The sequence below is a fragment of the Kitasatospora sp. MAP12-44 genome, from assembly GCF_029892095.1.
Classification (GTDB): Bacteria; Actinomycetota; Actinomycetes; order Streptomycetales; family Streptomycetaceae; genus Kitasatospora.
Map to the genome: position 1 here is coordinate 2,244,741 of NZ_JARZAE010000004.1, position 12,140 is coordinate 2,256,880.

At 71.8% G+C, this 12,140-nt stretch carries 11 protein-coding genes; 4 read left to right on the top strand and 7 right to left on the bottom strand.

The window, feature by feature from the left end:
• The first annotated feature begins 212 nt into the window (after positions 1–212).
• Together P3T34_RS10580 and hrpB are read left to right on the top strand one after the other, a co-directional pair.
• A complete protein-coding gene (locus P3T34_RS10580; protein WP_280665767.1) occupies positions 213–1,058 on the top strand; it encodes a class I SAM-dependent methyltransferase in 846 nt (281 codons plus the stop codon).
• A 10-nt stretch (positions 1,059–1,068) separates the two neighbouring features.
• On the top strand, positions 1,069–3,621 hold the full coding sequence (gene hrpB / locus P3T34_RS10585; protein ID WP_280665768.1) for an ATP-dependent helicase HrpB: 2,553 nt from the start codon (positions 1,069–1,071) through the stop codon (positions 3,619–3,621).
• Here hrpB and P3T34_RS10590 read toward each other — a convergent pair.
• The 6 genes from P3T34_RS10590 to P3T34_RS10615 form a co-directional block, all read right to left on the bottom strand.
• Positions 3,618–4,103 carry a GNAT family N-acetyltransferase gene (locus P3T34_RS10590; protein ID WP_280665769.1) on the bottom strand — a complete coding sequence of 162 codons (486 nt, stop codon included), beginning with the start codon at positions 4,101–4,103 and terminating at the stop codon, positions 3,618–3,620. The two genes, hrpB and P3T34_RS10590, sit on opposite strands and share 4 nt — an antisense overlap.
• 98 nt (positions 4,104–4,201) lie before the next feature.
• Positions 4,202–4,609: a GNAT family N-acetyltransferase gene (locus P3T34_RS10595; protein WP_280665770.1), complete on the bottom strand. Its 408-nt coding sequence runs from the start codon at positions 4,607–4,609 to the stop codon at positions 4,202–4,204.
• 44 nt (positions 4,610–4,653) lie between these two features.
• Positions 4,654–5,454 carry a hypothetical protein gene (locus tag P3T34_RS10600; RefSeq protein ID WP_280665771.1) on the bottom strand — a complete coding sequence of 267 codons (801 nt, stop codon included), beginning with the start codon at positions 5,452–5,454 and terminating at the stop codon, positions 4,654–4,656.
• Positions 5,455–5,456: 2 nt separating this feature from the next.
• A complete protein-coding gene (locus P3T34_RS10605) occupies positions 5,457–6,113 on the bottom strand; it encodes a hypothetical protein (protein WP_280665772.1) in 657 nt (218 codons plus the stop codon).
• Positions 6,110–6,523, bottom strand: a complete 414-nt coding sequence (locus P3T34_RS10610) for a hypothetical protein (RefSeq protein ID WP_280665773.1) — start codon at positions 6,521–6,523, stop codon at positions 6,110–6,112. The genes P3T34_RS10605 and P3T34_RS10610 overlap by 4 nt, the downstream gene beginning before the upstream one ends.
• Before the next feature lie 78 nt (positions 6,524–6,601).
• Entirely contained in the window at positions 6,602–7,081 is a 480-nt protein-coding gene (locus P3T34_RS10615; RefSeq protein WP_280665774.1) for an ATP-binding protein, read from the bottom strand.
• A gap of 284 nt (positions 7,082–7,365) precedes the next feature.
• On the opposite strand from P3T34_RS10615, the gene P3T34_RS10620 reads away from it, so the two are divergent.
• Positions 7,366–8,556, top strand: a complete 1,191-nt coding sequence (locus tag P3T34_RS10620; protein WP_280665775.1) for a helix-turn-helix transcriptional regulator — start codon at positions 7,366–7,368, stop codon at positions 8,554–8,556.
• A complete protein-coding gene (locus tag P3T34_RS10625; RefSeq protein WP_280665776.1) occupies positions 8,553–9,452 on the top strand; it encodes a hypothetical protein in 900 nt (299 codons plus the stop codon). The genes P3T34_RS10620 and P3T34_RS10625 overlap by 4 nt, the downstream gene beginning before the upstream one ends.
• A gap of 7 nt (positions 9,453–9,459) precedes the next feature.
• Here P3T34_RS10625 and polA read toward each other — a convergent pair whose 3' ends face one another.
• Entirely contained in the window at positions 9,460–12,135 is a 2,676-nt protein-coding gene (gene polA, locus P3T34_RS10630; protein ID WP_280671948.1) for a DNA polymerase I, read from the bottom strand.
• Positions 12,136–12,140 lie beyond the last annotated feature (5 nt).

The window sequence follows — 12,140 nt, forward strand, 5'->3', positions numbered from 1 at the left end:
CGGTCAACGCCGAAGGCGACGAGACCGTCCAGGCCGGTATGGATCAGGCCATATCCTCCAACTGCGCGCCTCATGCGACCGGCAGGTCACCATGAGAGCTGGCAGTCACGAGGGGCCAGGCTCCCCGGATGCCACCGCCTGATCCCGCCCCGGGGAGGGGCTGGTCCAAGCAGCGGCGCTTTCCGCACCCCCTACCTTACGCGAGGCGCATTATGACTCCGGACACCCCCCCTGGCCAGTCACCGGAGGAGGACGACGACCAGGCGCTGCGCCGGGAGGCCGCGGCGGAGGAGAGCAGCCGGGCCAGCCGGCACTGGTGGGACCGCAACGCCGACGAATACCAGGACGAGCACGGCGAGTTCCTCGGCGACGACCGCTTCACCTGGTGCCCCGAGGGCCTGGACGAGGCGGACGCCCGACTGCTGGGGGAACCGGCCGAACTCAAGGGCCGCGACGTCCTGGAGATCGGGGCCGGCGCCGCCCAGTGCTCGCGCTGGCTGGCCGCCCGCGGCGCCCGCCCGGTCGCCCTGGACATCTCGCTGCGCCAGCTGCAGCACTCGCGGCGGATCGACCTGGACCGCGGCGGACCGCTGATCCCCGTGGTGCAGGCCGACGCGGCGATACTGCCGTTCGCGGACGGCTCCTTCGACCTGGCCTGCTCGGCGTACGGCGCGGTGCCGTTCAGCGCCGACACCGCCGAGCTGATGCGCGAGGTGCACCGGGTGCTGCGGCCGGGCGGGCGCTGGGTCTTCTCGGTCACCCACCCGATCCGCTGGGCCTTCCCCGACGAGCCCGGCGTGGAGGGCCTGACCGCCACCGCCTCCTACTTCGACCGCACACCCTACGTCGAGCAGGACGAGCAGGGGCAGGCGACCTACGTCGAACACCACCGCACCCTCGGCGACCGGGTGCGCGAGCTGGCCGGCGCCGGCTTCCAGCTGCTTGACCTGGTGGAGCCGGAGTGGCCCGAGGGCCTTGAGCAGGAGTGGGGCGGCTGGAGCCCGCTGCGCGGCCGGCACCTGCCGGGGACGGCGATCTTCGTCGCGCGGCGGGGCTGATAATCCTCGGGTGAACCCTGCCTGGCTCGACCTCCCGGTCCGCTCCGCGCTGCCCGCCCTGCGGCGCGCGCTCGACGCGCGCGGCGTCGCGGTGCTCGCGGCGCCGCCCGGCACCGGGAAGACCACGCTGGTGCCGCTGGCACTGGCCGGGCTCGTCGAGGGTGGTCCCGCCCGGCGGGTGCTGGTGGCCGAGCCGCGGCGCCTCGCCGTGCGGGCGGCGTCGCGGCGGATGTCCTGGCTGCTCGGCGAGAAGCCGGGCGGGCGGATCGGGCACACCGTGCGCGGCGAGCGGGTGGTCGGTCCTGACACCGTGGTCGAGGTGGTCACCACCGGCGTGCTGCTGCAACGGCTGCAGCGCGACCAGGAGCTGCCGGGCGTGGACGCCGTGCTGCTGGACGAGTGCCACGAACGGCACCTGGACGCCGACACCGCGCTCGCCTTCCTGCTGGACGTACGCGGCGCGCTGCGCCCCGAGCTGCAGGTGCTCTGCGCCTCGGCCACCTCGGACACCGCCGCCTGGGCGTCGCTACTGGGCTGCGCCGAGGACGGACCGGCCGAGGTGGTCGAAGCGCACGGCACCGCGCACCCCGTCGAGATCGTCTGGGCGCCCCCGCCGCGCGCCGTACGCCCCCCGCAGGGGACGCGCATCGATCCGGCGCTGCTCGAACACGTGGCGAGTGTGGTGCGGCGGGCGCTGGCCGAGCGCGAGGGGGATCTGCTCTGCTTCCTGCCGGGTGTCGGCGAGATCGCCCGGGTGGCCGGGCTGCTCGGGGCGCCGGAGGGGGTGGATGTGCTGCAGCTGCACGGGCAGGCGGCCGCCGCCGTGCAGGACGCGGCGCTCACGGCGGGGCAGCGGCGGCGGGTGATCCTGTCGACCTCGGTGGCCGAGTCCTCGCTGACCGTGCCCGGGGTGCGGATCGTGGTGGACTGCGGGCTGGCCCGCGAGCCGCGCACCGACCACGCGCGGGGGCTGGCCGGACTGGTGACGGTGCGCGCCTCGCTGGCCGCCGGGCGCCAGCGCGCCGGACGGGCCGGGCGTGAGGCGCCGGGCGCGGCCTACCGCTGCTGGGCAGAGGTCGAGGACGCCCGGGCGCCGCGCTTTCCCGCGCCCGAGATCGCGCTGGCGGACCTGACGCCGTTCGCGCTGCAGGTGGCGTGCTGGGGCGACCCGCAGGCCAGCTCGCTCGCGCTGCCGGACGCGCCTCCGGCAGGCGCGATGGCGGCGGCTCGGCGGACGCTGACGGCGCTGGGCGCGGTGGACGGCGCGGGGCGGGCCACCGCGCGCGGCGTGCGGCTGGCGCGGACGGGGCTGCATCCGCGGCTGGCGCGGGCGCTGCTGGACGGCGCGCCGGCGGTGGGGGCGCGGCGGGCGGCGGAGCTCGTCGCGCTGCTCTCGGAGGAGCCTCCGCGGGCGCTGGGGGACGACCTGTCGGCGGTGTGGCGGGCGGTGCGCGGCGGGTCCTCGGGCTCCGACGCGTACGCGGGGCGCTGGCGCGACGAGACGCGGCGGCTGCGGGCGCACGTGGACGCTCCGGCCACCGGCCTGCCGGACGCGGGGGCGGCGGGGCTGGTGGTCGCGCTCGCGCACCCGGAGCGGATCGCCCGGGCCCGCGAAGCCACGGTGGAGCTGGGCGCGGCGGCCTCCTTTCTGATGGTCTCCGGGACGGCCGCCGAGTCCGCCGCCGGCTCGGCCCTGTCCAGCGCCGAGTGGCTGGCGGTCGCGGTCGCCGACCGGCCGACGGGGGCGGCCTCGGCGCGCATTCGCAGAGCAGTGCTCATCGACGAGAGCACTGCTCGCACTGCTGCGGCGCACCTGCTCACCACCCGCGACGAGGTGCACTGGGCCATCCCACCCGGCAGCCGGCGCGGCGAGGTGGCCGCCCGCCGCGTCGAGGCCCTCGGCGCCCTCGAACTCGACGCCGTCCCGCTCCGCTCCCCCGACCGCGCCCTGGTGCGCGCCGCCCTGCTCGAGGGCCTGGCCCGCGAGGGCGTCGGCGAGCTGCTGCGCTGGTCGGAGAACGCGAGCTCGCTACGGGCCCGGCTGGCCTTCCTGCACCACGCACTCGGCGCGCCCTGGCCCGACGTCAGCGACCCGGCCCTGCTGGACGCGGCCGAGCAGTGGCTGGAGCCCGAGCTCTCCCGCGCCCGGCGCCGCACCGACCTGGAGCGCGTGGACACCACCGCCGCGCTGCAACGCCTGCTCCCCTGGGCGAGCGGCCAGGCCGGCCGCCTGGACGAACTCGCGCCCGAGCGGATCACCGTCCCCAGCGGCTCACGGATCCGCGTCGACTACTCCACCGAGCGGCCCTTCCTCGCCGTCAAACTGCAGGAACTCTTCGGCTGGGCCGCCACTCCCACCCTGGCCGGCGGCCGGGTCCCGCTCACCATCCACCTGCTCTCCCCCGCCGGCCGCCCGGCCGCGATCACCGGCGACCTCGCCTCCTTCTGGCGCGAGGGCTACCGCGCCGTCCGCGCCGACCTCCGCGGCCGCTACCCCCGCCACCCCTGGCCCGAGGACCCCAGCACCGCCGAACCCACCCGCCGCCTCAACCCCCGCCGCTAGGACGTGAGTGCGCGCCTGTACCGCACACCGGGGCGCCCGACGATGCTGACGTCCCCGCCGGCGGTGAACCCGGTGCGGGTGAGCACCGCCCGGGACGCCAGGTTGTCGAGCGTGGTCCTCGCGGTGAGCGCGCTCAGCCCGTACGCCGCGGCAGCCAGGCGGCAGACCTCCTCGACCGCGGCCGTGGCCACGCCCCGTCCCGCGGCTCGCTCACCGATCCGGTAGCCGAGCTCAGCGACCGCGTCCTGCACGTCCACGAGATTCACCCGGCCGACCAAGTCCCCCTGGTCGTCCAGGACGACGTGGAAGTGGCACAGGCCCGTGTCCTGCTCGGCGAGCCGAGCACGGTGCCAGGCGGCGTACTCGACGAAGAACTCGTCCCCACGATCCGAGATGAACCGCTTGAAGTACTCGCGATTCGCCCGCTCGAACTCCAGCAGGTCACCCTCATGGTCGGCCCGCAGCCGCTCCAGCTTCACCATGCCCGGCAGCATGTGCCCGCGCCGGAGCCGACCGCAACGCATTTTCTTCAGGGAATCGGCGGCTACTGCGGCGCCCCCACACCCGCCACCCGCCGCGCTCACACCCGGTGATACGGCCTCCCGACCAGCCGCATCGCCCGCGGATTCACACGGAATCCGAGCGACGCGTACAACGGCGCACCGTCGTCACTCGCATTGAGGTTCAGCAACGTGCACCCCCGCCCGGTCAGCCACGCCACCAGAGCCTCAGTCACCGCCCGCCCGTACCCCCGGCGCCGGAACTCCGGTGCAGTCACGACGGTGTGGATCACCCCGAACACGCCCTCGTGGTCAGGTCCGGGCAACCCCCGGTGCACCACTCCCAAGGCGCAGGAGGCTAATCCCCCTCCCGGATCATCGACGACGAACGCGGCGACTCGATCTCTCACCAGGTGGCATTCCAAGAAGTCAGCCAGGCCGACTTTCCACGCACCGTCAAGATCCGTACCGACCATTTCGGCGTGCATACGAGCAAGCTCACCACTATCGGCACTTGTGGCACGACGAACACTCAAGGGACCACCTCAGTCAGAACGTTGGCGAGCTCAACAGCCGTCGGCCGCTTCTGCGGCCCAGCGGACAGAACATCAGCGAGAACAGACTGCACCTCCGCCCACGGACGAGCGGCCGCGAGTGGGATCTCCGCCGTGGCGATGGCGGCTCTCAACTCGTCGGGAGTCGTGGCGTTCCAGTCGATCCCCGCCGCCACATAGTCCAACGGCCACGCACCGGTGACACAGGTCCACAGGACACCGGCGAGCGCGTACACCTCGGCCTGGACGCTCGGTCTCACCGGCCGAACACCTGCGGCGATGGAGGCGGCAAGCTCCGGAGCGACCAGGTGGGTGATGCCGCCACGGAAAGCGGGGTGCTGCTCGAAGCCGGGGTGCCACGCCCAGGCGAAGTCGATCAGCCGTACACCGGCCGTGGCGTGGATACCGTGGGAAGGCTGGAGATCACTGTGCACCCAGCCCTCGGCATGGAGAGCAGCGACAGCCCGGCACAGTTCGATCGCCCCACCGAGAGCCTGCACGCGGCCGCCGTCGTCGGCGGATTCGCGTGCGGACCGGAACACCTCCCAGGTGGACGGCCCATCGACCCAGTCGGTGACGTACCAATTGCTGCCAGCAGTTGCGGAACAGCCGGCCAGGGCGTCGAGCACGGCCGCCTCCCGCACGGTGATCTCGGCACCCTCGCCATAGCCACTCTTGATGGCGACGGTAGCGACGGGACCAGTGGCCTTCCAGACCGCCGAACCGCGCCGGTAGGTGATCTCCTTCAACTCGACCGGACCGCACCGGTACTCGGCCATGCTCACGGCTTCTCTGGGGCAGGGAGGGAACTCGCCCATGCCCGTACCGCCTTCCAGTCGTCGGGGATGTGCTCGAACACGTCGCGGCCATCATCAGAGGCAACGGCCAGCTCCGCAGCCAACCCGGGTGTGTCCGCGAGGAATCGGGGGTCGCGGGCCCGAACGGCGGCCCGTACCGGGAGGAACGAGAACGGCGGCGGTGGGATGCGCTGGCCGAACCTGTCCAGTTCGTCCGTGTCGCGGACGAACTTCCCGAACATCACCCCCACCGGCCCATACAGGTGTTTCAGCGCCCAGTGCGGCCAGGCCATCAACTCACGGTGCCCCGCATCCGCAGCCTCGCCGAGGAGGACGACGTTCTCGCAGACGAACGCGCCGTGCGGGCGGTTGGTCAGTGGCCTTACCCATTCGGCGGCCTGCACCCCTGCCCGGAACAGGTCTGCCTCGACAGCATCGCGCCGAGAAGCGAGGGCGATCTCGTACACCGTCCAGCCGGTCATTCCCCGCCCGATGGAGGGCGCGAGGAACGGACAGTGCTGCTCCATGGCGGTGACGTAGGCGGACACGTCCACCGCAGTCGGGTGCGTGGTTCGAGCTTCGATGAGGCGGAGCGCCCCGGCAATCGGCCGGGACGCTCCGCCGATTCGTCCGGTGATCACCGGACAGTGTTCTCCGGCACCGCGTCACCGTCGCCCGGCGCGGGCGAGCAGTTCCACTCGGCCACCACCACGCCGGTCTCGCGATAGCGGGCGAGGGTGGCGCTGTCCACCACGCCATCGCTGTTCGTGAACCAGATCACCGGGAGCGGCCCGTACGCCGCCTCGTACGCCGTCACCCACTCGATAACCCCGCGTCCGCCCGTCTCCGCGTGCGTGAGGTCACGTCCGGCGTGGGCCTTGGCGAACTCGCTGTGCACGATGGGGTCCTCGGCGAGCCTGTGCCAGGCGGCGTCGATCGCGGCGGAGAACATCTCCGGGGCGGACTGCCCACCGGCGAGACGGCGGCCGGTGATGGTGAAGAACTTGCCCAACTCGAACAGCTCCAAGTTGACCTCGGTGACGGTGTTCATGTGCTCCTCCTAGATGTTGATGGTTCGTCGCTCGACCGGGCGGCCGAGCGTGCGCGCCGAACGGCGCAGGTCCGTGCGCTAACAGCGCTGGCTATCCGTGCGAAGCTCGAACCACACCGTCTTGCCAGGCTGCTCGGGAGTCACCCCGAACCGGTGCGAGAGCGCAGCGATCAGGCCGAGCCCTCGACCGTTCTCGGCGTCGTCGCACGCGACGAGCAGCACGGGCAGTGCTGCTGAGGAGTCCCGAACGCCGACGCGAACGACAGGACCCTGCAGAGCGACGTGGACGCGCAGGCGGGTACAACCGGTGTACCGGGCCGCGTTCCCGACCAGCTCTGAAACCAGCAGCTCAGCGACGTCGACCACTTCAACAAGCCCCCACGCAGTAAGCCACTCTGCGACGAACCGGCGGCTGGCCCTCGCTGACTCCGGTGCGCACGGTATGTCACGCTGCGCAGTCGCTGTCACGGCCTCTGCTCGGCACTCCCTGCGGCAGCCCGTTGCGCCAGCAACCCGGTGCGTCAGACCAGCGCCAAACGCCTGCTCAGCAGTGGGCATCGGAGTGTCTCCTCAGTGATCGAGCGGTCGGTCAGGCCCCGGCTGTCATCCGCGCAGCGGGATGTCGGATGTCGCCCGAGGCCTACGAAGACGCGATTCGATCGAGGCCAGTGCTCAGTTGAGGCACTGCCGCCTGCTCGAAACCGCCCGTGCGTTCCGTGTTCATAGGCTGACACTGAGTTAACGAGATGCGCAGGGCCCGAACTTGCACAACCTATGCACAGTCCGTCAGCACGCCCCAGAATCGGTAAACGCTGCCCGTCCGCCTCGGGAGACTCAAAGCCATGACAGACCCGCACGTCCCCGCAACGCCCGCCCCCTCGATCGGCGAGAACATCGCCACCTTGCGCAAAGCCGCCGGGCTGTCGCAGAACGCGCTCCGCCTTCGTGCGGGCATCTCGATGTCCCTCCTCTCGAAGATCGAGATCGGAGACCGTCCCTGCACGCCAGCGGTCGCCGCATCAGTAGCCCGCGCCCTCGGCGTCACCATGGCTCAGCTCAACGGGCAGGTGCAGACGCGCAATAGCGGGCCGAACATCGACGCGGTGCGATCAGCGGTCCGGCGCTACGACCTTCCGCATGACCGGCCACTTCCGGCTCCCGAGACCCTCTCGGAGCGCCTCGCCACGGCCACCACCCTGCGTGCCGCCACCCGTTACGACGCCCTGGCGCTGGAGCTTCCCGCCCTGATCGACGACCTGACCGCCCACGCACACGCCGTTCATGACCCGGCCAGGTGGGGGATGCTCGCGGATGCCTACGCCTGCGCCTACACCCTGGCGCACCGGCTCGGGCAGCCCGACCTTGCCGAGATCGTGGTGGGACGCCAGGCGTGGGCAGCGGAACGGGCCCAGAATCCGGTGGCGTCGGCAGGAGCAGCATGGACCCGTGCGGGGACCTTCCAGTCCGCCGGTGACTACGACGGCGGGATGGCCGTGGTCGAGGAGGCGATCAGCCGCTACGGCGCCGTCCAGGCTGACCAGCCGTCGGCAGTTGTCGCACTCGGGGCTCTGCATCTGCGGGCCATCACGCTCGCCTCCCGTGCCAAGGACGCGAGTGCCACGGCCGAGCACACCGCGTACGCTCACCGGTTGGCCGAAGTGCTGCCCATCGGGGATGTCCTGGCGCACAATCTCACGTTCGGGGCAGGCAATACCCATCTGCATGTCCTGGCCGCGCACGTCGAACTCGACCAGCCGCAGAAGGCCGCCTCGCTCGCGGACGGGTACACACCTGGTGCTGGGCTGACCCCGACACGCGTCGGGCACTTCCACCTGGACACCGCTCGAGCCCACCTCGCTGTGGGCGACCGCGACGCCTCCCTGCGCTCGCTTCGAACCGCCGAGAGGACGGCACCGCAGATGACCCGTGTTCACCCGATGGCTCGCGAGGTCGCCCGCGTCCTGCTCGCGCTGCACCGCCGCTCAAACCCCGAACTCGTCGGTCTGGCGTCCCGTCTGGGAATCGCACCGTGACCGGCGACGTGTTCGACGTCATTGCGTTAACGGCGGGCGCAGTGACGGATCGGCTGCTGATCACGGAGCGGCGTGGCGTTCAGGTCTGGCGGGTGACCGCGGCGGGTAGCGATGCCGTGAGCGTCGGCCAACGGTTGGCCGTCAAGGTCGTGGTGCCGTGCCCCGGCTATCCATCAGCGGGCCAACTGCCGGCTCGCGAGTACGCGGTGATGAACGCCCTGCGGGAACACTTCGGCGGCGGCTGGAAGCCTGCCTGGGCTGGTATCGCCGCGACTGGTCCCTTCACTGTCGCGCCCTGGTACGACGGCCCGTCCACTTGGGACTTGTGGCAGCCAGTGCGGGACGGCACCTACCACGACGCGGAGCGCCGCGCCGCCGTCCGAGCCGCCGTCGAGCTGTGCGAAACCGTCGCCGCCCTCCACGAGGCAGGGTGGGTCCATGGTGACCTCCAGGCAGCCCACTGCATCCACACCGGCAACGGCCCCCGTCTGATCGACCTCTGCAACGCCCACGGCCCTGGGTTGCCCGATGACGACCGACGGGAGGGAGCGGCGCTCATCCACCTCGAAGCACCAGAGCTCGCCCGTGCCCTCGTCCAGGGCCGCGCGGTGCCCGTGACCACCGCCGCGAGTGACGTGTATGCGATCGCGGGAAGTCTCTGGGCGTGCGCCAGCGGTGAGTGGCCGCTCGCTTACGACGCGCACGGCCTGGACGAGGACGAGGCCACCACCTGGCAGTTGCGCGCGGCCATCGGCTCCGGCCGCGTTCCGCTGCGCCTGTATCCGCGGCTGTGGCCCGACCTTCGGGGCGTCCTCGTAGCCGCGTTGGCCGCCGATCCCGACCGCAGGCCCAGCGCCGACCGGCTTGGTCGGCAGCTGGCCTGTCTCACCGGCTGAGGGTGGGTCAGTGGGCGGCGGCTTCCCAGTTGGGGCCGATGCCGACCGAGACGTCGAGGGGGGCGCGTAGGGCGTAGGCGCCGGCCATCTGCTCGCGGACGATGGACTCGACCTGCTCGCGCTCGCCCGGGGCGAGTTCCAGCACGATTTCGTCGTGCACCTGGAGCAGCATCCGGGTGGTCAGGCCCGCCTTGGTGAGTTCGGCGTCCACCCGCAGCATGGCGATCTTGACGATGTCGGCGGCCGAGCCCTGGACGGGGGCGTTCAGGGCCATCCGCTCGGCCATCTCGCGGCGCTGGCGGTTGTCGCTGGTGAGGTCGGGCAGGTAGCGGCGGCGACCGAGCAGGGTCTCCGTGTACCCGGTGGCGCGGGCCTCCTCGACCACCCGGTGCAGGTACTCGCGGATGCCGCCGAAGCGCTCGAAGTAGGTGTCCATCAGGCCCTGCGCCTCGGCCGGCTTGATGTTCAGCTGCTGGGAGAGGCCGAAGGCGGAGAGCCCGTACGCCAGGCCGTAGGACATCGCCTTGATCTTGCGGCGCATCTCGGCGTCCACCGCGTCGCGCTCCACGCCGAAGACCGACGACGCGACGGTGGTGTGCAGGTCCTCGCCGCTGGCGAAGGCCTCGATCAGCGCCTCGTCCTCGGAGAGGTGGGCCATGATCCGCAGCTCGATCTGCGAGTAGTCGGCCGTCAGCAGCGACTCGTACCCCTCGCCGACCACGAAGGCGCGGCGGATCAGCCGGCCCTCCTCGGTGCGCACGGGGATGTTCTGCAGGTTCGGGTCCTGCGAGGAGAGCCGGCCGGTGGCGGCGACCATCTGGTTGAAGGTGGTGTGGATCCGCCCCTGCGGCGAGACCGTCTTGAGCAGGCCCTCCACGGTGGTGCGCAGCTTGGCCTGGTCGCGGTGGCGCAGCAGGATGACCGGCAGCTCGTTGTCGGTCTGGGTGGCCAGCCAGGTCAGCGCGTCGGCGTCGGTGGTGAAGCCGGTCTTGATCTTCTTGGTCTTGGGCAGGTTGAGCTCGCCGAAGAGGATCTCCTGGAGCTGCTTGGGCGAGCCGAGGTTGAAGGCGTGGCCGGCGGCGGCGTGCGCCTCCTCCACCACCCGCTGGATCTCCACCGCGAACTGGTTCTCCAGCGCGGTGAGATGGGCACGGTCGGCGGCGATGCCGGTGCGCTCCATCCGGGCCAGCAGCGCCGCGATCGGCAACTCCATGTCGTGCAGCAGCTCGACGGCGCCGACCTCGGCCAGCCGGGTCTCGAAGAGCTCGGCGAGGTCGAGCACCGTGCGGGCCTGCACCATCAGCGCCCGGGCGCCCGAGGTGTCGTCCTCCTCCTCGGCGCCGAAGGCCAGTTGGCCGCTCTCGGCGACCGGGGCCGGGGCGAGCGAGCGGCCCAGGTACTCCTCGGCGAGCACCTCCAGGGTGAAGGTGCGCCGGCCGGGCTTCTCCAGGTAGGCGGCGAGCGCGGTGTCGGCGCGCACCCCGGCGATCTGCCAGCCCTGCTCGGCGAAGGCCCGCATCACCTGCTTGGCGATGTGCAGCGCCTTGGGACGCTCCGGGTCGGCCAGCCACTGGGCGAACGCGCGGTCGTCCTGCTCGGCGAGCTGGGACGGGTCGAACCAGACGGCGGTGTCGGCGTCGGCCAGCGCGACCTCCTGCACGCTGCCGCTGCCCAGTGCCCAGGTGTAGACGGCGGCGACCGCGACCGTGCCGGTGGCCGCGGCCAGCCAGGCCGCCAACGCGCCGGGCTCGGTGAGCAGTTCGCCCTCGACCTCGATGCCGGGCGCGGCGGCCACCTCGGCGGCCTCCACCACGCCGCCCGGGTCGAGCCCGAAGACCCGGTCGCGGAAGTTGGAGTTGCGGAACTCCAGCGACTCCATCAGCGTCCCGACGGCCTCCCGGTCGAAGGCGGTGCGGACCAGGTCCTCGACGCCCAGCGGCAGTTCGACGTCGCGCACCAGCTCGGTGAGCACCCGGTTGCGCTTGACCGAGTCGAGGTGCTCGCGCAGCTTCTCGCCGATCTTGCCCTTGACCTCGTCGGCCCGGGAGACCAACTCGTCGAAGGAGCCGAACTGGTTGACCCACTTGGCGGCGGTCTTCTCGCCGACGCCGGGGATACCGGGGAGGTTGTCGGACGGGTCGCCGCGCAGCGCGGCCAAGTCCGGGTACTGGCGGGGCGTCACGCCGTACTTCTCGGCGACCTTCTCGGGGGTGTAGCGGGTCAGCTCGGAGACGCCCTTGGTGGGGTAGAGGACGGTGACGTGGTCGGTGACCAGCTGGAGCGCGTCGCGGTCGCCGGTGACGATCAGCACGTCGAAGCCGGCCGCCTCGGCGGCGGTGGCCAGGGTGGCGATGATGTCGTCGGCCTCGAAGCCCTCCAGCGCCATCCGCGGCACGGTCATCGCGTCCAGCAGTTCGCCGATCAGGCCGATCTGGCTCTTGAACTCGTCGGGCGTCTTGGCACGGTTGGCCTTGTAGTCGGGGAACTCCGCCGAGCGGAAGGTCTTGCGGGAGAGGTCGAAGGCCACCGCGAGGTGGGTGGGCGCCTCGTCGCGCACGGTGTTGGCGACCATCGAGGCGAAGCCGTAGACCGCGTTGGTCGACTGGCCGGTGGAGGTGCTGAAGTTCTCCACGGGCAGGGCGTAGAACGCCCGGTACGCCAGCGAATGGCCGTCGAGCAGCATCAACC